At 59.3% G+C, this 18,820-nt stretch carries 18 protein-coding genes; 2 read left to right on the plus strand and 16 right to left on the minus strand.

Annotation, left to right across the window (positions count from 1 at the left end; genetic code table 11):
- Complete coding sequence (locus QP909_RS05655) at positions 1 to 342, minus strand: hypothetical protein (RefSeq protein WP_034655353.1); 342 nt, start codon at positions 340 to 342, stop codon at positions 1 to 3.
- Positions 343 to 472: 130 nt separating this feature from the next.
- On the opposite strand from QP909_RS05655, the gene QP909_RS05660 reads away from it, so the two are divergent.
- Positions 473 to 856, plus strand: a complete 384-nt coding sequence (locus QP909_RS05660; RefSeq protein WP_023021567.1) for an RNA polymerase-binding protein RbpA — start codon at positions 473 to 475, stop codon at positions 854 to 856.
- A gap of 78 nt (positions 857 to 934) precedes the next feature.
- On the opposite strand, the gene QP909_RS05665 is transcribed toward QP909_RS05660, so the two are convergent.
- From QP909_RS05665 to QP909_RS05675, 3 genes are read right to left on the minus strand one after another with little or no spacing between them, the layout of a single operon-like run.
- Positions 935 to 1,828: a polyprenol monophosphomannose synthase gene (locus tag QP909_RS05665; RefSeq protein ID WP_225746958.1), complete on the minus strand. Its 894-nt coding sequence runs from the start codon at positions 1,826 to 1,828 to the stop codon at positions 935 to 937.
- A gap of 5 nt (positions 1,829 to 1,833) precedes the next feature.
- Positions 1,834 to 3,360: an apolipoprotein N-acyltransferase gene (gene lnt, locus QP909_RS05670; RefSeq protein WP_502868603.1), complete on the minus strand. Its 1,527-nt coding sequence runs from the start codon at positions 3,358 to 3,360 to the stop codon at positions 1,834 to 1,836.
- A 2-nt stretch (positions 3,361 to 3,362) separates the two neighbouring features.
- A complete protein-coding gene (locus QP909_RS05675) occupies positions 3,363 to 3,965 on the minus strand; it encodes an FxsA family protein (protein ID WP_284766473.1) in 603 nt (200 codons plus the stop codon).
- A gap of 85 nt (positions 3,966 to 4,050) precedes the next feature.
- Between QP909_RS05675 and QP909_RS05680 the strand changes: the two genes are divergently transcribed.
- Positions 4,051 to 4,836, plus strand: a complete 786-nt coding sequence (locus tag QP909_RS05680) for a precorrin-3B synthase (RefSeq protein ID WP_284766474.1) — start codon at positions 4,051 to 4,053, stop codon at positions 4,834 to 4,836.
- Between the two features lie 14 nt (positions 4,837 to 4,850).
- On the opposite strand, the gene QP909_RS05685 is transcribed toward QP909_RS05680, so the two are convergent.
- From QP909_RS05685 to QP909_RS05740, 12 genes are all read right to left on the minus strand, one after another.
- Entirely contained in the window at positions 4,851 to 5,597 is a 747-nt protein-coding gene (locus QP909_RS05685; protein WP_239278818.1) for an SDR family oxidoreductase, read from the minus strand.
- Positions 5,597 to 6,724: a M24 family metallopeptidase gene (locus QP909_RS05690; protein ID WP_284766475.1), complete on the minus strand. Its 1,128-nt coding sequence runs from the start codon at positions 6,722 to 6,724 to the stop codon at positions 5,597 to 5,599. The genes QP909_RS05685 and QP909_RS05690 overlap by 1 nt, the downstream gene beginning before the upstream one ends.
- Positions 6,725 to 6,756: 32 nt before the next feature.
- Positions 6,757 to 9,573 (minus strand): DEAD/DEAH box helicase, encoded by a 2,817-nt coding sequence (locus tag QP909_RS05695; protein ID WP_284766476.1) that lies wholly within the window; start codon positions 9,571 to 9,573, stop codon positions 6,757 to 6,759.
- A gap of 21 nt (positions 9,574 to 9,594) precedes the next feature.
- Entirely contained in the window at positions 9,595 to 10,689 is a 1,095-nt protein-coding gene (tatC, locus tag QP909_RS05700) for a twin-arginine translocase subunit TatC (protein ID WP_502868604.1), read from the minus strand.
- Between the two features lie 108 nt (positions 10,690 to 10,797).
- Positions 10,798 to 11,061 carry a Sec-independent protein translocase subunit TatA gene (tatA, locus tag QP909_RS05705; RefSeq protein WP_269945208.1) on the minus strand — a complete coding sequence of 88 codons (264 nt, stop codon included), beginning with the start codon at positions 11,059 to 11,061 and terminating at the stop codon, positions 10,798 to 10,800.
- Between the two features lie 96 nt (positions 11,062 to 11,157).
- Complete coding sequence (locus QP909_RS05710; protein ID WP_284766477.1) at positions 11,158 to 12,114, minus strand: helix-turn-helix transcriptional regulator; 957 nt, start codon at positions 12,112 to 12,114, stop codon at positions 11,158 to 11,160.
- A gap of 2 nt (positions 12,115 to 12,116) precedes the next feature.
- Positions 12,117 to 13,103 (minus strand): helix-turn-helix transcriptional regulator, encoded by a 987-nt coding sequence (locus QP909_RS05715; RefSeq protein WP_284766478.1) that lies wholly within the window; start codon positions 13,101 to 13,103, stop codon positions 12,117 to 12,119.
- Between the two features lie 36 nt (positions 13,104 to 13,139).
- Positions 13,140 to 14,519, minus strand: coding sequence for a Pup--protein ligase (gene pafA / locus QP909_RS05720; protein WP_284766587.1), 1,380 nt, complete (start codon positions 14,517 to 14,519; stop codon positions 13,140 to 13,142).
- Positions 14,520 to 14,557: 38 nt separating this feature from the next.
- Positions 14,558 to 14,749 carry a ubiquitin-like protein Pup gene (locus tag QP909_RS05725; protein WP_204609071.1) on the minus strand — a complete coding sequence of 64 codons (192 nt, stop codon included), beginning with the start codon at positions 14,747 to 14,749 and terminating at the stop codon, positions 14,558 to 14,560.
- A gap of 44 nt (positions 14,750 to 14,793) precedes the next feature.
- The gene (gene dop / locus QP909_RS05730; protein ID WP_284766479.1) at positions 14,794 to 16,326 is read right to left on the minus strand and encodes a depupylase/deamidase Dop; all 1,533 of its coding nucleotides are present in this window, start codon (positions 16,324 to 16,326) and stop codon (positions 14,794 to 14,796) included.
- On the minus strand, positions 16,323 to 17,888 hold the full coding sequence (gene arc / locus QP909_RS05735; protein ID WP_284766480.1) for a proteasome ATPase: 1,566 nt from the start codon (positions 17,886 to 17,888) through the stop codon (positions 16,323 to 16,325). Before arc ends, dop begins: the two co-directional genes overlap by 4 nt.
- 85 nt (positions 17,889 to 17,973) lie before the next feature.
- Positions 17,974 to 18,810, minus strand: coding sequence for a tRNA (adenine-N1)-methyltransferase (locus QP909_RS05740; RefSeq protein WP_005324783.1), 837 nt, complete (start codon positions 18,808 to 18,810; stop codon positions 17,974 to 17,976).
- Positions 18,811 to 18,820: the final 10 nt, after the last annotated feature.

Below are 18,820 nucleotides of genomic sequence, written 5' to 3' on the forward strand. Positions count from 1 at the left end.
CTATCGAAGTCCTTCTAGACGTCGCGCCAGGGCAACAAGCTCTTCGCACAAACCGGCAAGTTCCTGCGCACTAGCGCCTTCCTCCGCGGCGGTGTTGATATCTTCTGCGGAACAACGTAGTTCAAAAAGTCCGTCGCGCAAACTCTCTGCCTTTTCTGGAGTAAGGATCACGGCATTGGCGGGAATCCCCGTGCCACTGACGTTATTTCTTTGCTCATAAGCCCGCTGCTTACAGGAGGCGCTGCAAAACTTTCGTGGCCGCCCCCTACCGCCTTGGTCAATGTCCTTCCCACACCATTGGCAGGAACCGACGTTGCGTTCACGACTAGCTGTACGGATCACCCGATACACTTTAGTCCATTTTAGGCGGGCTGGGAACAAAGACGCGTGGGGGTTCGTTATAATTAGTAGCTCTTAGGCGAAGTTTTGCTTCGCACTCAATCAGGGATCTCTTTGAAAAGGATGATGTTGCATGGCAGATCGCGTACTCCGTGGCAGCCGTATGGGCGCAGTCAGCTACGAAACCGACCGCGACCACGACCTCGCACCGCGCCAGATGGTGAAGTACCGCACCGAAGACGGCGAGATTTACGAGGTGCCTTTCGCGGATGATGCTGAAATCCCTGAAGAATGGATGTGCAAGAACGGCAAGCTGGGCCACCTGGTAGAAGGTGAAGGCGTTGAGTCTAAGCCCGCTAAGCCACCACGCACCCACTGGGATATGCTGCGTGAGCGCCGCTCCATTGAGGAGCTCGATGAGCTGCTTGAAGAGCGCATTAACCACCTGCGCTCCCGCCGCCGTTCCGCAGCCCGCCTCCTGAAGGAACAGCAGGAGCAGCAGCAAAAGAACTCTTAAAGTTCTGCGGCAGCAAAAGGCCCGTACCTCCCTACTCTAACTAAGGGACGGTACGGGCCTTATGCGTTGCGGTTGCGCCTACTTCTTGAGCTGCGCAATCTGGTGCTTTGCCAGATGCCCGATCTCGCTGGCGAAGTCAGAGACCCAGCCGGCGCCCTTACGGGCCTGAACGCCTAGATCGTGAATGGAGCCGTCCTTGACTTCACGGTTGACCAACTGGGACACGGCGCCACCAAAGTCCTGCAGCTGCTCAGCGCGATGAGCAACGCCCCACTTGGTGACCTCGAGCAAGGAATCCTTCACGAAGGAACCATCAAGCTTAGATTCGCCATATTCGCGCTCGGTAAAGGTAATGGGAACCTCGCGGACGTCAAAGCCAGCCTTGACAGCACGGAAAGCCAAATCCACCTGGAAAATGTAGCCGGCCTTGGACAGCTCATCAAAGTCGATGGACTCGAGCAGCTCGCGGCGGAACGCACGGTAACCGGCGGTCATATCGGAAAGCCCAGCGCCCAGCGCTACGGAGATGTAGATATTGCCCAAGCGGGAGAGGTACTCACGAGAAGCCGGCCAGTTGACGGTCTCGCCACCTGGGATATAGCGGGAGCCGATAACCAGGTCCGCGCCCTTGTCCACCTCTTCCAGCAGCAGGTGAAGCTGTTCCGGGGCATGGGAGCCGTCTGCATCCATCTCACACAGCACCTGGTAGTCGCGCTCCAATCCCCACTCAAAGCCGGCGATATAAGCGCCTAGCAGGCCGCCTTTGCCCTCGCGGTGGAGAACGTGGATGTGGTCATCCTGTGCTGCGAACTCATCGGCCTTGTCACCAGTTCCATCGGGAGAGTTATCGTCCACGATGAGGATATGGACCTCTGGGACCGCCTCACGGACGCGTCCAGTAATGAGAGGAAGATTTTCGATCTCGTTATAGGTCGGGATGATGACCAAGGTCGAGGATTCAAGCGTGCTCACAGTGTTTATGCTCCTACGTATGTATCTGTGCCGGAGCGGCGCGGGGTGCGTCGCAGGCGGTTTGTGCGCAAAGCTACCAGTGCGCAGACTGTTCCAATAATAACCATGAGCCATTGCAGGGGCGAACCAAACCTCACAGAAAAGGTCTCGCCGCTACGCAAGGGCAACTGCTCTACCAACGCATCCGGCGTGAAAATCTCCGTGGACTGGCTAACGTGTCCATCTGGGTGAACAATGGCGGATACTCCGGAAGTCGCCGCCACCACCACAGCTCGGTCCGTCTCCATGGCACGCAATCGGCTCATGGCCAATTGTTGGTAGGTCATCTCGGAGTAGCCAAATGTTGCATTGTTGGTAGGAGTCGTCAGCAGTTGCGCGCCATTTTTCACCGACTCCCTAAAGGCGTTATCGAAGGAGACTTCGTAGCACGTTGCCACGCCAACCGGCACGCCCGCCATGGAGACAACGCCTGGGCCGTTACCGGGCTTAAAATCGCCGGCGAGGTCCACATAGTCAGAAAACTTGGCAAAGAAATCCCGCATGGGCATGGTTTCACCGAAGGGCTGCAGGTACTTCTTATAGTGATGGTCTCCCACCGTATGTCCGGGAGCAAAGACCTGCATTGTGTTGCGGGCTCCCACCTCATCCCGCGTAGCGGTGCCAACCAAAACAGGTGCATCTATCGCATCGACGGCACCACTGATCGCCGAGGCTGCCTTTCCGTCACGGAATGGGTTGATATCGGAGGAGTTTTCGGGCCAGATGACTAGGTCGATGTCCTTGTCGCGCGATGCCAGCTTCTTTGTTTCGGCCACGTGGTTGTTGAGGACCGCCTGGCGTTGCCCGGCAAAGTCTAGGCCCATGCGAGGTACGTTTCCTTGGATTGCGGCAACCTTTGCTTCTCCGACAGTCAAATCGTCTCGGTTGATGCCTAAGCCTGCCACCGTCGCGCTTGCAAGGGGAAGGATAGCTGCTAGGAGTGCGGCGCTCTTGGCCTTCCATCCGCGTTGAATCAGGAGCGCAGCGAGACCGCAGCCGCACAAAACTGTGGCTGCGGTAATGAGCGAGGTTCCACCCCACGGCGCCAGGTTGGCTAGCGGTCCGTCGACTTGTCCCCAAGCCAATTTCACCCAAGAGAAACCGCCGAAAGGTACCGAAGAACGCAGCACCTCCACCGCGAGGTAGAAGAACGGGAAGGCAATAAAACCGTATTTCCACCGCGCTACCGCCGCGCCGCCAAGGCCCAGCACAATGGCGTATACCGAAAGCCATACGGCTAAAGCGATGTATGGCCCGCTGCCCACCAATTCGCCGATCCATGGCAGTGTTAGCAGGTACAGCACGAGCGAATGCGCGACTGCAAGAAGCGCGCCTACACGGGCGGAAACGTGCCTAGTTCCCCACGGCAGCAAGCTCGCGTACAGCAAGCCCACGCCCACAATGGCAGCCCACCACCAGCCACGGGGCTCGATGGCGGCATACGTGAGCAGACCAGAAAGACCCGCCACTACGAGGCGGGCAAGAGTCAGCATCACTAGCTCTTTCCGCCCTTGGACTCGCCACCGGAGGGGCCGAAGTCATCTGGATCCAGGTTCTCACTCCAGCGGCGGATCTCCTCCTCATCCAACACCTCATGCGGGCCAACATCTTGCGTGCTGGGGTGCCCACTTTGGGTTGCTTGGCCACGTCCAAAGGAGCCAAAGTCGCCATAAGAGTCGTGCTGCTGCGCCATTGGGGTGGCCTCGTAGATTTTAACGCCCATGTTTTCGATCTTGCGGTACAAAGAGGCCGCCATCAACGTGCGGAAGACGGCGCGGGTCGGCGCGAAGATAAAGAGGGCTCCGAGGATCGTCGTCAAGAAGCCCGGCAAAGAAAGCAACATGCCGCCTACCAAGGTAAGGCCCACATTGCTGGCGGTCTTGCCCACATTGCCGCCGCGCACGACGTATGTACCGTCTCCAGTGCGTTCGACCTGCTTTCCCATCAGACGGCGCACTTCAATGCCAGCGATGGACATTCCGAAGAACATGGTGACAAAGAGCGCGATAAGCGCCCAGCCAACACCGATCCATTGAGAAACGGCCCAGAAGGTCAGGGTCTCTGCGACCATGTAGAGAGCAAAATACATAAACGGCATGGCCTCAGTCTAACGAGGCAGACTGATAAAGTGCTGGCAACACTCATGCGCGAAGCTGCAGCCGTGGCAGGTTAGACTAGTGCGCATGTTTACTCCTGCGCTTTTTGAAGACCCCCAGTACGGCACGTGCATCCGCATCCACGTTGCCGGTGGCAGCACCCACGCCCAGGATTGGGTTACTTTGGCGCAGTGCGCCAGTGCTGTTGCGGATGGGTATGTCTACATCGACCGGTTTTCCGCAATCGAGCTGCGCAGTATTAAGGATGCGGAGGCACTCAATCAGCAGCTCCAGCAGTTGCAGTTGCGCGCCACGGCGATGCCGGTGCTGGCTTCGCCTTTGTCAGCGGAGGCCAAGCAAACGGCCCAGGACATCGCGGCCGAGCTGGAAGCGACGGAAGGCGGTCCCGGACTGGCCGTTATCGCCCACGACGACGTACCGACCGGCGCGGCCGCAGTCAGCCTTAGCATCGACGGGGACGGAGCCCTGCGCCTTGAGTGTTCCCCGCTTGGCGACGCCCCCTCTGCCCCACTGACTCCACAGGCTGCTGCCCAGCACTATGAGGCGGTGCTCCAAGGCACCGAATCCCTAGTGCATAATGCCTCCGCCCTGGCAGAACCAGGCCCCATTGGCTGGTTGGATGATCATTTGCCTGCGGGCGTTGTCGATCTGGGCGCGGGCGTGCACCGCGGCGCCATCCCTGCTGAGTTTGCGCAGCTCATAGGCCAGTTAGAGGTAGACATCACCGTCACCCCGTGGGGCGGATTAGTCTTTCACAATATTGCCGAGGGTGATGCCGAAGTGGTGCTGCGCGTACTCGCCCCACGCGGTTTTATCTTCGACATCAACTCTCCCCTGCTACGCGCAGAGTAACGAGAGCGCAGAGTTTAGCGCGGCATATGCCGCCAGAGTGGGCGCGGTACAAGCCGCATGACCCACGCTAGGCCCTGCAGAGCCCGAGGAATCCACACGGTGCGCGAACGCGGCTTACCGCGCCGTGCATCGCGGTCAATGCAGCCGACTACTGCCTCGGCCACATCTGCCGGACGCACGGAAAGTGGCGCCGGCTTCATTCCTTCCGTCATGCTGCCGATGACAAAGCCAGGGCGCGCAGTAATAAGGCCTACCTGGCTGCCATGCAGCTTGTCCGCCAGCCCCTGACAAAAGGCATCAAGACCAGCCTTGGTAGATCCGTACACGTAGTTTGCCCGGCGGGCCCGCCAGCCTGCTATCGAGGAAAAGGCGACGATATGGCCGCGGTGCATACGCTGGGAAACGAGTGTAAGCAGTGAAATCTGCGCGGCATAATCGATCGTGGCGATGTCGACCGCGTGGGAAGCATCGCGTTCTGCCCGCTGCTGATCGCCCAGGATCCCAAAGGCGACGACAGCAAGCTCAAGGGAGCCTGCCAGCTCTATGGCGCGCTCAACCACACCGGCATGGGACGGAAAATCTGCGGCGTCGAAATCAAGCAGATGAATGCTGCGCGCACCCGCCGCCCGGAGCCGGCCTTCCACGCCTTCCATACCGTGGGTGCCACGAGCGGCGAGCACTATATCGTGGCCTGGGGCTACTCTCCTAGCGATTTCTCCGCCAATATCGCTGCGGCCGCCCAGAATCAGTACGCCAGCCATTAACGGACGTCACGCGGAGCTTGGTTGAGGGACTCGTATCCGTCATTGGTCAGCACCACGATGTCTTCCAAGCGCATGCCCCACTTGCCTTCCAAGTAGATACCCGGCTCAATGGAAAATGCCATGCCTTCTTCCAAGGCGAGATCGTTGCCTTCCATAATGAAAGGCTCCTCGTGCGTGGACAGGCCGATGCCATGTCCGGTGCGGTGGACAAAGTAGTCGCCCCAACCGGCTGCCGAGATCGCCTGGCGGGCAATGGCATCGATGTCTGCGGCAGTGCTGCCGGGGTGGGATGCTGCGCGGGCGGCAGCTTGGGCGTCGGCAAGCACGCCATAGGCATCCTGGAAATCCTGCGGGGCCTTGGAAATATCCCCGCCCACTACGTAGGTGCGGGTGCAATCGGAGTGGTAGCCGGAAGGCAAAGTGCCTCCGATATCGACGACGACTGGCTCGCCCTCAGCCAGCCGGCGATCCGAAAAGCTATGGTGCGGGTTGGCACCATTCGGGCCCGAGCCGACGATGACGAAATCGATAACGGAATGCTCCTGCAGAATGAGCTTTTCCAGTTCGTGGGCCACCTCGGCCTCGGTGCGACCGGCCTGCAAAAGCTGCGGTACCTGCGCGTGGACCGCGTCAATGGCATGGCCGGCCTTGCGCAGCTCAGCAATCTCAGCCTCGTCTTTGCGGGTAAAGAGTTCGGCCAGTGCGTAAGTGGCCAGTTCAAAGCTGGCGTGTGGAAGCAGATCTTGGAAACGCAGCACGTGGTCTGCAGTCAGCGACTGCCCCAGTGCTACCTTGCCTAGTCCGTCGCCTGCGCCACGCAGTGCAAGCTCATAAGGATTTTCTCCGTCATTCCAGCCACGCAACTCTACATCTAGCTCACCTACTGGAGCAGCCTTGATATCGGTGATATCGGTATTAGGCGCGGCGATCCATGCATTGCCCTGCTGCGGCACGACCAAGACCGTCAAGCGTTCGTGGGAAGAAACCCAGGAGCCGGTGAGGTAGGCAAAGTCTGGTCCCGTACCAATGAGGAGCAGATCGATGCCCTTGTCTGCAGCCGCCTTTTGGGCGGCGTGCAGACGCTGGGCGTAGACATCAGCGGAAAAAGTCTGAGTATCAGTCATACCCAAGAGTCTACTCGTCCGCGCCGCGGATTTTAGGCGCCTATGGCTACGACACCGCGCTGAATTGCGTCGATGGCCCGGCGGGCGTTGCGCTGAATTTCGCCGTCGTACCCCGTCTTAGCCACCTGTTGGAGCAGGTCAATAACTTGGCGGCACCAGCGGACAAAATCACCGGGGGTGAGCTCGGCGCCGGCTTCATTTGCCGCAGCCATGCAGTAGCCCAAAGGCGCCCCAGCCGCCCATTGGTGTACGGCCAAAGCGAATCCGGCCTCTGGTTCACGGGTGGGCGGCAGCCGGTGGCGCTGCTCATCAGCGGTAAGTTCGGTGTACACGCGCCACGTGGCATTCATAGCGTCAGCCATGCGCTCGGTGGCTGCTTCCGGTTGCCCACTGGTGGCCTTGCGGTTTTCGAAACAGCACAGGGAGGCAACGCCGGCCAGCTCTGCAGGATCGAGTTCATCCCAAATTCCGCGCTTGAGGCATTGAGCCACGAGCAAATCGGATTCGCTGTGAATTTTGGCAAGGCGCTCGCCTTCCTCCGTGATCACCGGCGTGCGATCGGCACCGGCCCCGGTGAACTCGACGTAGTCCATCTCTGCGAGGAGGTCCACAATGCGCTCGAAGGTGCGACCCAATGTATCCGTAGCTTTATTGACCTTGGACTGCAGCTTGTCCCGATCACGCTCGCGCCGTGCCAGCTTTTGTGCCAGGCCCGCTAGCTGTTCGCGGTCAGTAGCCGGCCACTCGTGAGCTGGATGAGCACGCAGTGCGTCGCGCAACTGACCCACCCGCTTATTTGGCCGAGCGCGGGTGTGCGACTTCATGCGCTTGGGCCGGTCGAAGTGTTCGCGGTGCAAGACATCTTGCACATATCGGGTATTGCGGCGCGGATTCTTGCGCACCGGCTTGGGGATCTTGATGCTACCGACTTGGATCGGTGGGTTATTGATTCCGGTTGCATCGATACGTCCCGACCACCCGGACTCAGTGGTAATCCACGGGCGGGGATCCGCGGTTTGGTTAGCGGGAGTAACAACCGCGGCGAGAATTGGACGCTTCTTGCCGGGCATGGCAATAACATCGCCCAGCTGCAGGCGCCCCAGTACCGCGATAACCTCTTGGTTTCGTTGATTGGCACTATCGATTTTTGATTGCTTTTCCTCCGCTGTGAGCTCGCGGCGCAGGCGGACATAGTCCATGAGAACCTCGGCGGGATCTTCCCCGTCTTTAGCAGGTGGTGCAAGCGACGCCACGGCATCATCGAGCTGGTTGCGCAGCTCGCGCACGCGATGTTCCGCGCGTTCAATCTCGCGAGTTTCCTCCACGACGGAGCCATCGGCCTGGAACTGTGCGAAGGACTTTTCCAAAAGGCGGAGAGATTCCTCGAAACCAAGCATTCCCAGCAAATTGATCGCCATATTGTAACCCGGTGCAAAAGTGGAAATGAGAGGATACGTACGGGTAGAAGCAAGGCCAGCTACTTGACGCGGATCCATGGCGGGTGCCCATTGCACAACTGCATTGCCCAATGTATCGATGCCACGGCGTCCTGCCCGGCCAGTCAGCTGCGTGTACTGGCCTGGGGTGAGATCGACGTGCGCCTCACCATTGAACTTAATGAGCTTTTCTAGCACCACGGTGCGCGCCGGCATATTGATGCCGAGAGCAAGGGTTTCGGTTGCGAACACGGCGCGGACGAGCCCGCGTACGAATAGGTCTTCCACGATATGCCGGAAGGCGGGCAGCATGCCCGCATGGTGCGCGGCAAAGCCACGGGACAGGGCTTCGCGCCAGCGTTTGAAGTCTAGAACCTGCAGATCTTCTTCAGGGATACCTTCCACACCCGCATCGACAATGTCTTTAATCTGCTGTGCTTCCTCTTGGGAGGTAAGCACCATCCGGCTGCGCAGGCACTGATAGAGAGCGCCATCGCAGCCTGCACGGGAGAAGATGAAGGTGATCGCCGGAAGCATGTCCTGCGATTGCAATACCTTCAATACCTCTGGGCGGCCCAAGGGGCGATAGCGATCCTGCTCCCGGGCGGCGCCGGAGCGTCCCCTTCCCTTACCGTGGAATTCGCTGCGTCCGCCGCCCTTGTGACGGGCGCGGGCGCGAAAACCTTTGCCGGACTTATAGTCCGCGCGACCATCGTCGGTATCACCGGCCTCAAGGCGCTGGATCCTACGCTCTAGCTCGGCGTTGACCTGGCCGCCAGATTCTGGTTCGAAGAGCGGATAAATCTTGCGTCCCAGCATCATCCACTGGTCGAGGGGAACTGGGCGGTGTTCGGAGACGATGACGGTGGTATCGCCGCGCACCGTAGAAAGCCAATCGCCGAATTCTTCCGAATTGGACACTGTGGCAGATAGGCCGATGATGGAGACATGGTCCGCGAGGTTGAGGATGACCTCTTCCCATACCGCGCCGCGCGATGCATCGGCCAAAAAGTGGATTTCATCCATAACCACGTGGGTCAAGCGATCGAGGGCCGCGGATTCTGCGTAAATCATATTGCGCAGCACCTCTGTGGTCATGACGACGATCTCTGCATCAGAGTTGATCGATACGTCACCGGTGAGCAGGCCTACGGCTTCTTCGCCATGCTCTTCCACCAAGTCGTGGTACTTCTGGTTGCTCAAGGCTTTAATCGGCGTCGTATAAAAGCACTTGGTTCCCCGGCTCAGTGCCAAGGAAACCGCAAATTCACCCACGATGGTTTTGCCGGCGCCAGTCGGCGCGCAGACCAGTACGCCGTGACCGTTTTCCACGGCCTGGCAGCCCTTTACCTGGAACTCATCCAACGGGTATGGCAGGGCTGCGGTAAAAGAATCCAGATGAGTTTCAGTCATGACTCCCCAGGCTACCCGCGCCTAAAGGACATCGTCGAAAAAGCCGCCGCTTGTCGACGGAGCGTTCTTGCCACCGGTGGTCCACGTCTGCTGCGGCTGCTGCTGTGCCTGTTGTACTGGATGTGAAACGGGCTGAGAGGGTCCCGGTGAAGGGCTTACTCTGCTCGGCGCCTCGACAGGAGTTGGCCCTCCAACGGCTTGTGGTGCAGCGCCAAGCGGCGAAGCAGTCTCATCATCGAGATCCATCCACTCGGGGCGTTCGCGCTGCATGCGCTTATCGTGGAGGCGGCAGAACTGGAATGCGATCTCGATGAGCAAGATGAGTGAACCAGCCAGTACCACCATCGAGAAAGGATCCTGGCCTGGGGTGACGAAGGCGGCGAAAATCATCACGACGACAATGATGATGCGACGCTTGTCTTTGACGTGTTCATACTCGAGCACGCCAATAAGGTTCAGGGACACGATAAGCAGTGGGATTTCAAAGCTGATGCCAAAGATGAGCAGCAGGGCCAGGAGAAAGTAGAAATATCGCTCACCGGTCAGGGCCGCTGTTTGGTACTCGGCGCCGATACCCATGAGGAATTCCAAACCCACGGACAAGATGAAATAGGCCAGCACGGCACCGGCAACGAATAGGCCCACCGCGGCGCTGACAAAGCTCAACGTGTAGCGGCGCTCGTTCTTATGGAGACCTGGCACAACGAAGGCCCAGACCTGATACAGCCACACCGGAGAAGACAATACGGTGCCGGCCAAGGCACCTACTTTTAGGCGCAACAGGAGCATTTCAAACGGGCTGGTGGCCAATAGTCGGCACTCGCCGTCCGCACTGAAGGATGCTCGCTTATCGGGGGGCAGCGCACAATACGGCTCTCGTAGAATTTCACCCAACGGAGACAGCCCGAATGGGGCTCGTTGGTACCAAATGAACCCAATGATGGCCCCGACGACAACCGCTAACACGGAAATAATGATGCGACGGCGCAGCTCCTGCAGGTGCTCCACCAAGGTCATCTCCCCGGTAGGGTTCTTCTGTTTGCGCGAAAAGCGCAGTTTACCCTTCACGTTCTTGCTTGCCTTCTGGGGAGACAGAGGCTGTGACTGTGACGACATCAGTGTGGCTCTTTCAACGCAAAGAAGCGAACACTTCCCTACTGCACGGATTGCGGGTGCATATCCGCGCGCTGCAGGGGTGTTCGCGCGACGACAGGTTAGGGGCGTTTACTGCTGAGTGTTGGTGTTGTTCTGCTGGCCCGGCTGCATGTCTGGGCGGTTCCAGAACTCCTCATCAGACTGCTGCTTCTGGTTCAGCTGCGCCTGAGACTGAGAACGCTGGGCTTCCTCGGAATGCATCTCATTGACCTCAGACTTGAAGATGCGCGCGGAACGGCCAATAGAGCGTGCCAATTCCGGCAACTTCTTTGCACCGAATAGCAAGACGATGACAAGAACGATTAGGCCAATTTCCATAGGTCCTATACTCATGGAGAAACCTCTTTCAACTAGTGCACCAGCATGCCGGAAAGCATCACCGCCGGCTTGTTGCCAGCGAGCAGGCGCAGTAAACGGGCAAGTAACTGGCTACTGAGTATAGCCGCTCAAGGCGGTGTTTCCTCGCTCCGCAATGAGGTTTACCACGGATTGAGGAGCCACTACCCGCAACCTATCAGCCTGACCAAGGGCAAAGCGAATAAGCCAATCCACTGATCCCATAGGCATTGTTGCAGCTATTTCCCCATTTCCCAGGTCTTCGCCCAAACTCATATCGTAGTACTCAGCCAGCCACGTGAATTCTTGGTTAATTGCTAGTTGCACGCAATCCCCATCGCCCAAATTAAAGGGTGAAGAAGCATCAAAGTCGAGTTCCTTCAGGTGCGGCTGAGCCTTCTCCTCCGTGAGGCTTGCGCTTCTAATGCGGTCGATGCGGAAAGTGCGATGGGCTTGCTTGGCTTCTTCCCATGCAGCCAAGTAAGGCTCAGAATCGACAATAAAAATGCGGGCTGGATCCACTACCCTTTCGGATTCTGCATTCGAAGAAGCACTCCAGTAGTGCAGCCGGATCCGCTTTCGTTCATTAACCGCCTGGGTCAAAAGCGCCTGGATATCTGTCTCTTCAGGGGCTGGAGTAGATAGCGAATCATAAATGGCGACAGTCCTTTCATCCATAATGCCGCGCAGCTTCGCGGCGGCGGAATCGACCGCATGGGCGTCGATAAGCCCAGGCATCGCCTGCAAGGACTCCAAGGTGAGAAGCAAGGCACCGGCTTCGGTTGGGGTGAGCCGCAGTGCCTGGCTTAAGCCTTGATCATTATGGATGGTTACCCCATCGCGATAGCTAAAGGAGAGATCGATGAGGTCTTCGGTATTGCGCCCCGTGCCGGAGCAAAAGAGGCGATCGAGAGCTTCCTTCAGCTCGCCGGGTTCCATACCTAAGTCCTTGGCCGCTTCCATGGGCGTCTTGTCGGGATGATTCTTGAAGTACGGAATCAGGTTCAAAGAGCGCACGAGCGCCTGGAGCTTCTGTGATCCGTCAGCCATGACTAGCGTCCTTCCTGCGAATGTGCTGCCCTGCGCAAAAGGGAAACGACCTCCTGGCGTACCTCGGCTGGTTCCACCACTTGTACCTCCGGCGCATACCCAGCCGCGGTGCGTACGAGCCAGTCCTTATCCACCTTGCGCAGCATCACCGTGCCGTCGGGCTGCTGCTTGCCGGCATCCATAAGCTCCCGCGCCTGCCCCTCCGGGATGACAAGGCGCGCATCCACCTTTTCCCCTCGTTGCAGTGCACGCTCTACTAACACCTGCAAATCTTCAGTTGGATTGGTGTGCTCCGCGGGATCGTGCGAGCGTTTGATGTCAGAGACGCGGAGGGCCCGAAAGACGCGCGGTTCGTTGCGGTCCACATCGAATCCCACGAGGTAGATGCGGCTGTCTCGGTTGACCACTCCCCACGGGTCCATGACACGGCGTACCGGCTCAGTAGCCGGATTAGCACGGTAGGAAAACGTAATGCGCAGCTGATTGCGCACCGCAGCGAGCACCGCGGTGATGATTTCTGGGGCGAGTCGCGTGATGTCATTGACCGCCGTGTATACCGGTGCGCCTGCGAGGTTGCGGGAGGCGCCGCTGGCAGCAATCTTTGTCCAACCCGACAGGGAAAAATCGCTTAAGCCTCCGGTGGTACCCACGCCTCCTGCAATGCCTAGAACCATGGCCTCCTCAGGGGAAAACTCCACCGGAGGAAGCTGGTAGCTGCTCGAGTCAAGGCGATAACGCGCACCATCTTCGCTACCGGAATGCACAATGGGCACCCCGGCGCGCTGGAGGGTTGCGATATCTCGTGCCAGAGATTTGGCGAAGGCTTCATCTGACTTATCGCCGTATCCTGCTACATGGCGGCGAATCCAGGAGGCGGTGCGATCCGGGCTACCGCCGGAGTTCGCGGCGCCTTGTAGCGCGAAAGAGAGGTTGGTCAGTCTTTCTACCGCCTCATCATGCCGTTTCGGCGCGGGGTTGTGTGCTGCCACGTGTTGTGTTGTCTCCCTGGTGCTGCTCGTATGCTTCTAGCTGTGGTGTAGACGCATATAGTCTAGCAACGCCTCGACCCGATCATCGTCGGCTACGAAGGGGTCTAGGAGCTCCTCGGTGCGTGGCTCTGGGCGGTTGACCTTGAGGCGCGTCCAATCAACGGTGACGTTGGCCCCGAGGCTACGCGCAGCGGCAAGGAACTGGCCGCGCAGCGCAGCACGGGTGGTGGCAGGCGCTGTGCCCATAGCTCGTTCAATCTCGGAGTCCGTGATCCAGCGTTCGATAAGGCCCTTGCGCAGCAAGACATGGTAGAGCCCGCGGCTCGGCCGGATATCGTGATAGGTCATATCAATCTGGGCGAGCTTGGGGTGGTCCCAGTGTCCGCCCAGCCGTGCACGGTAGCGCTCGAGCAGTCCCAATTTGATGACCCAGTCGATTTCTCGGTCCACGCCGGAGAAGTCTTGAGTCTCAATGGCGTGCAGCGTGCGCTGCCAGAGATCCACCACGCGCCGCATTTCTGCCGTGGGAGTTCCGGCGTCTTCGCGTTCTTCCAACCATTGGGTTGCGCGCTGGCATAGTTGCTGTTGGACCTCGAGCGCGGTGACGGCTCCCCCTCCGGCAAGCGGCAGTTCGGTCGAGCCCGTCATATCACGTGCGATGGCGCGGATATGGTGAATGGGTTTGTCGATGTCGAACTCCGGTAGCTCAAATCCGGCCTCCAGCATTTCCAAGATGAGCAGCGTGGAGCCAACCTTTAGCGCCATGGTGGGCTCGGCCATAGTGGAGTCACCCACGATGACGTGCATGCGGCGGAAGCGTTTGGAATCGCCGTGCGGCTCATCACGGGTATTGATGATGGGGCGCGAGCGGGTGGTGGCAGAAGACACGCCTTCCCAGACTTGGTCTGCGCGTTGCGAGAGCAGGAATTGGGCGGGCTTGTCGCCCTTAGCGGGCTGCACCATGCCGGCGCCGCAGATGAGCTGGCGGGTAATAAGGAACGGAAGGAGCGCCAGCCCCAAATCCTTGAGCACCATGTGGCGGCTGATGAGGTAGTTTTCGTGGCAGCCAAAGGAGTTTCCGGCTGAATCCACGTTGTTTTTAAACAGGTACACCGTGCGCGGGTGCCCCTCTGCAGCAAAGGCCTGCTCTGCTTGTTCGCCCAGCCGGTTGACTATCGCATCGCCAGCGCATTCATAGGCCAGAAGCTGGCTCAAGCTATCGCACTCGGCGGTGGCTACCTCAGGGTGGGATCCGACGTCGAGGTACAGGCGGCTCGCGTTGGTGGAAAAGATATTAGAGGAAGAATGTTCCTGGACGATGGGCCGGAAAAGCACGCGCGCCGCTTCATCAGGGCTCAGGACGCGTTCTCCTGGGCCCGCGCTGGTGGTTAAGCCATATTCCGTCTCGATGCCCATGATGCGACGGGCGAAGACGGGGCGCTGGTCACCCACCCTTACTGCCCGCCTTTTTGGACATAAGAGCGCACGAATTCCTCGGCGTTGTTTTCTAGCAGCCCATCGATCTCATCGAGCAATTCATCGGTGCCGGTGGTATTGATGCTCAGCTGTGTGGAGGTAAACTCCTCCTCCCCCGTGGAGTCATCGCCGCCGTTGCCGCCGGTGACCTGCGATTGGTGGGTTGACATGATATGAACGTCCTTTCCTTCGCTTCTGCCTCGATGCTTGACTATTAGTTACGGTACTCGGGCTGGATACCGCTGTCAGTTAGTCCCTGAAGAAGATCCTCCACCGTAGGTGCGGCGTCGATGATCTCCTCGCACTCGGCGCGTGACAGGCCGGTGGTCTCATCCATCGGAACCGTGGCCCAGGGTGCCGCGGTTTGCTCGCCTAACCGCACCGTGAGGCTTTGCCAGCTCGCGGCAATGATGTCCTCACCGAATTTCTGCGTCACTCGGCCGCGGAAATACGCCCGGGTGTCCTCTGGCGGAATGGTGGCGGCGTCTTCAATCTCTGCAGCGCTAAAGAGCTGCCGCATCTGGCCTTTACGCACCAGCGCGTGGTGTAGCGACTTTGCCGGATCGATCTCCGCGTACTGCAGGTCAATAAGCCGCAGCTTTGAGTCGGCCGGGTCGATACCGCGGTCGAGGTAGCCCTTGATCAAGCGATACTTCGCCACCCAATCCAACAGGTGCGCTGCCTGCATCGGGTCCTTTGCCAGAAGTGCTACGGCCTCGTCCCAAGCCGCAAGCACCTTGTGATCGGCTTCTGTGCGTGGGGTTACGCGGGCGCGGTATTCAGCGAGGATTTCTAGGGCGGTGAGATGGCGGGCGTCGGCAAGCTCGAGGCGATGCTGAAGGGAGAGGTCGCGGCTGACGCGCGGGACCTCCGCCACGGCATCCTGCAAGCGGAGATCGCTAAAGTCCACACCCTGCTCAATCGCATCGAGCACTAGCGAGGTCATGCCTAGTTTGAGCAGCGTGGAGGTCTGCGACATATTTGCATCTCCGATGATGACGTGGAGGCGCCCATAGTCCGTGTGCACCGCATGCGGCTCGTCGCGGGTATTGATGATGCCGCGATTAAGGGTGGTCTCCAGCGAGATTTCCTGCTCAATATAGTCAGCGCGCTGGGAGATCTGGAATCCCGGCTCCTCGCCAAACTCGCCGATCCCCATGCGCCCGGCACCGATGACTACCTGGCGGGCCACGAAAAACGGGATAAGGGCCTGCGCCATAGTGTCAAAGTCCGTGGCACGGGAGTACTGATAGTTCTCGTGCGAGCCATAAGACGCGCCCTTGCCGTCCACGTTGTTCTTGTAGAAACGTAAAGCAGGGCACGGGTCATGGTTGGCAAGGACAGACTTTCCTTGCTCAGTAAGGCCCGCTACGGCCGCTGCTGATTGCAGGAGCGTGGCGTCACCGGCGGCGTCGTAAAGCGTGGCATCCCAGGCATTGGTGCACTCTGGGGCGGAATACTCTGGGTGCGCGTGGTCGACATAAAAGCGCGCGCCATTGGCCGTGACCACATTGGCCACCCCGATGGCGTTGGGATCCACCACGGGCACGGTGTGGTAGCGCTTGAGATCGAAGCCGCGGGAATCGCGCAGAGGATGTTCCTCGGCAAAGTCCCAGCGCGAGCGCGCCCCAGTGTGCATAGCGGCATAAGCTACCACCGCGTGCGTGGAAGAAATGATGGGCGAATACTCCGGCAGCTCCGGGGTGGCAATGCCGTACTCGGTCTCGGTACCTACAACGCGGCTCATGCGCTCCTCCTAGCGGTCAGTAGCTCCACCCGCTCAACGCGGGCACCAGCATGGTCTTGGGAGATGATCTTGGTCCATTCCTCCGGGTTGGTGGAGGTGGGCACGTACTCGGATTCGGCGCGCTCGTCCGCGATGGCCTGGAGCAAATGCTGCTTGGCGATGCCCCCTTCGCGCCCGCCTATCCCCTGCTCACTGCCCGCACGCTGCTGCAGTTCGTCCTTGATAGCCAGCTTCTTAGCGCGGGAGAGGATATTGGCAATCATCGCGCCGGAGACAAAGTCCCGGTAGTGCAATACCTCGCGCTCGCCGCTGGAAAAGTGCAACTGCATAAAGGGGCGATCAGCATAAAGCTCGTCCACCGCGGCGCCGATAAGCTCCTCTAGCGTGCCCTGGTGCGGCACGGATTCTGCAAAGTGGCGTGCAAAGATCTCGCGGGCGCCCTCTTTATTCGGCCGGTTGACCCGGATCTTGATATCCAGCCGGCCGGGGCGCATGATGGCGGGATCGATGAGCTCCTCGCGGTTGGTAGCGCCAATAACTATCACATTGGAAAGGCTCTCCACGCCGTCAAGCTCTGTGAGCAGCTGCGGCACCACCGTGGTTTCCATATCCGAAGACACGCCTGAGCCACGGGTACGGAAGATCGATTCCATCTCATCAAAAAAGATGACCACCGGGCGGTCGGAACTTAGCTGGGCTAATTCACGAGCGCGCTCAAAGATGAGGCGGATGCGGCGTTCCGTCTCGCCTACATACTTATTGAGCAACTCTGGGCCCTTGATATTGAGGAAGTAACTCGGCCCATCACTGCCCAGTTGCTGCGCCAAAGAATGGGCCACGGCCTTAGCAATAAGTGTCTTACCGCATCCTGGCGGGCCATAGAGGAGGACGCCCTTAGGCGGCTGTAGCTCGTAGTGGTGATAGAGGTCCGGATGAATAAACGGCAGTTCCACGGAATCGCGGATCTGGGAAATCTGCTCATCGAGCCCGCCGATGTCCTCATAGCGCACATCGGGGACCTCCTCAAGGGAGAGCTGGGAGACCTCCGTCTTTTCCACCTTTTCCAGCGCGATGGCGGCCTTGGGGTCGACCAACACTATCTCGCCTGCTGCCACGCGGGTTTCCTCGCGCAGTGCCTGCGATAGCAACACCACTTTTTCCTCGCCAGAGGAGTTGGCCACGATAAGGCGGCTCTCTCCCAGGCGCTCCACCACGGTGGCGAGCTCACCCGTGCGCTCGGGTGCGCACCCTTCCACCACTACGAAGCCATCGCCCAAGCGAACCTGCTGGCCGGCCACTAGGCTGCCCGGTTCCACATTGGGCGAAACCTTAAGCTGCATCACGCGGCCGTTGGTGTAGACCTCCGCGGTGGTTCCCACCTCGCTGTGGGTAGGCGAATAGCCTAAGAAAACGCCGTAGGTCGATGCCGGCTCAGCTAGCGCGTTAAGCTCCGCAAAAAGCTGTTCGAGCTTCCCACGCGATTCTTTTAATAAGCCCGCCAACTTCTGATTGCGGGCAGCAAGCTGGCTAATTTGCCGCTTATAGTCCGTGGCTTCATCCATGCCCACTACTCTAACGCGGCCCAGTCGGCGAAAGAGGGTACTTGCGCTTTAAATTCTGGGCGCTGAGGTGAGCCTATTTCCGGCTTTACTTGCGGGCGCGGCGCTGCGGGCGCGGCGGGGTCACGCCATCGGCCAGGCGGCGGGTCCAGATAAGGAAGGCGGTATGCGCATTCATACGGTGCTCCGGGCGCGTAGCCAGGCCTTCAACCTTCCATTCGCGCACCAGAGATTCCCAGGCCTTGGGCTCGGTAAAGCACTTGAGCTCACGGATGCCTTCCATGACCTTCATCAACTGCGGCACCGTTGCCACGTAGGTCATGAAGACACCACCTGGAATGAGAAGATCGCGCACTGTCTCCAGGTGCTCCCAGGGCTCGAGCATATCGAGGATCACGCGGTCTACCGGCCCACCCAAGTCCTCGGCGGTGACATCTCCTAAATCGCCGAGGCGCGGCGACCACCACTCGGGCTGCTCGCCAAAGTATTCCTTGACGTTATCTACCGCATACTCGAGGTGGTCATCGCGCACCTCATAGGAATACACATGCCCCTCTGGGCCCACGGCGCGCAGCAGGGACATAGACAGCGCACCGGAGCCAGCGCCGGCCTCGAGCACGCGCGCGCCCATGAAGATATCGCCCTCTACCAAAATCTGCGCCGCATCCTTGGGGTAGATCACCGCGGCACCACGCGGCATGGATAGCACGTGATCCACCATCAGGTGGCGGAAAAGCAGGAAGGAGGAGCCAAGGGTGGACTCAATGACCGAGCCCTCGTCCATACCCACGATGTCATCATGGTTAATGATGCCCTTGTGGGAGTGGAACTGGCCTCCTTCTTCCAGAATGACCGTGTAGTGGCGCCGCTTGGCGTCGGTAAGCTGCACGCGGTCGCCATAGGCAAAGGGGCCGGAATAAGCCATGTCTCAAGAC

The sequence above is a fragment of the Corynebacterium sp. MSK195 genome (genome assembly GCF_030228885.1).
In the GTDB taxonomy this organism is placed as follows: Bacteria; Actinomycetota; Actinomycetes; order Mycobacteriales; family Mycobacteriaceae; genus Corynebacterium.

What these genes read in the sequence shown, in the direction of transcription:
- QP909_RS05660 (WP_023021567.1), top strand. Translation starts at nt 473, where the DNA reads ATGGCAGATCGCGTACTCCGTGGCAGCCGTATGGGCGCAGTCAGCTAC.
- lnt (WP_502868603.1), bottom strand. Translation starts at nt 3,360, where the DNA reads ATGCTGACTCTTGCCCGCCTCGTAGTGGCGGGTCTTTCTGGTCTGCTC.
- QP909_RS05675 (WP_284766473.1), bottom strand. Translation starts at nt 3,965, where the DNA reads ATGCCGTTTATGTATTTTGCTCTCTACATGGTCGCAGAGACCCTGACC.
- QP909_RS05680 (WP_284766474.1), top strand. Translation starts at nt 4,051, where the DNA reads ATGTTTACTCCTGCGCTTTTTGAAGACCCCCAGTACGGCACGTGCATC.
- QP909_RS05685 (WP_239278818.1), bottom strand. Translation starts at nt 5,597, where the DNA reads ATGGCTGGCGTACTGATTCTGGGCGGCCGCAGCGATATTGGCGGAGAA.
- QP909_RS05690 (WP_284766475.1), bottom strand. Translation starts at nt 6,724, where the DNA reads ATGACTGATACTCAGACTTTTTCCGCTGATGTCTACGCCCAGCGTCTG.
- QP909_RS05695 (WP_284766476.1), bottom strand. Translation starts at nt 9,573, where the DNA reads ATGACTGAAACTCATCTGGATTCTTTTACCGCAGCCCTGCCATACCCG.
- tatC (WP_502868604.1), bottom strand. Translation starts at nt 10,689, where the DNA reads ATGTCGTCACAGTCACAGCCTCTGTCTCCCCAGAAGGCAAGCAAGAAC.
- tatA (WP_269945208.1), bottom strand. Translation starts at nt 11,061, where the DNA reads ATGAGTATAGGACCTATGGAAATTGGCCTAATCGTTCTTGTCATCGTC.
- QP909_RS05710 (WP_284766477.1), bottom strand. Translation starts at nt 12,114, where the DNA reads ATGGCTGACGGATCACAGAAGCTCCAGGCGCTCGTGCGCTCTTTGAAC.
- pafA (WP_284766587.1), bottom strand. Translation starts at nt 14,519, where the DNA reads ATGGGCATCGAGACGGAATATGGCTTAACCACCAGCGCGGGCCCAGGA.
- QP909_RS05725 (WP_204609071.1), bottom strand. Translation starts at nt 14,749, where the DNA reads ATGTCAACCCACCAATCGCAGGTCACCGGCGGCAACGGCGGCGATGAC.
- dop (WP_284766479.1), bottom strand. Translation starts at nt 16,326, where the DNA reads ATGAGCCGCGTTGTAGGTACCGAGACCGAGTACGGCATTGCCACCCCG.
- arc (WP_284766480.1), bottom strand. Translation starts at nt 17,888, where the DNA reads ATGGATGAAGCCACGGACTATAAGCGGCAAATTAGCCAGCTTGCTGCC.
- QP909_RS05740 (WP_005324783.1), bottom strand. Translation starts at nt 18,810, where the DNA reads ATGGCTTATTCCGGCCCCTTTGCCTATGGCGACCGCGTGCAGCTTACC.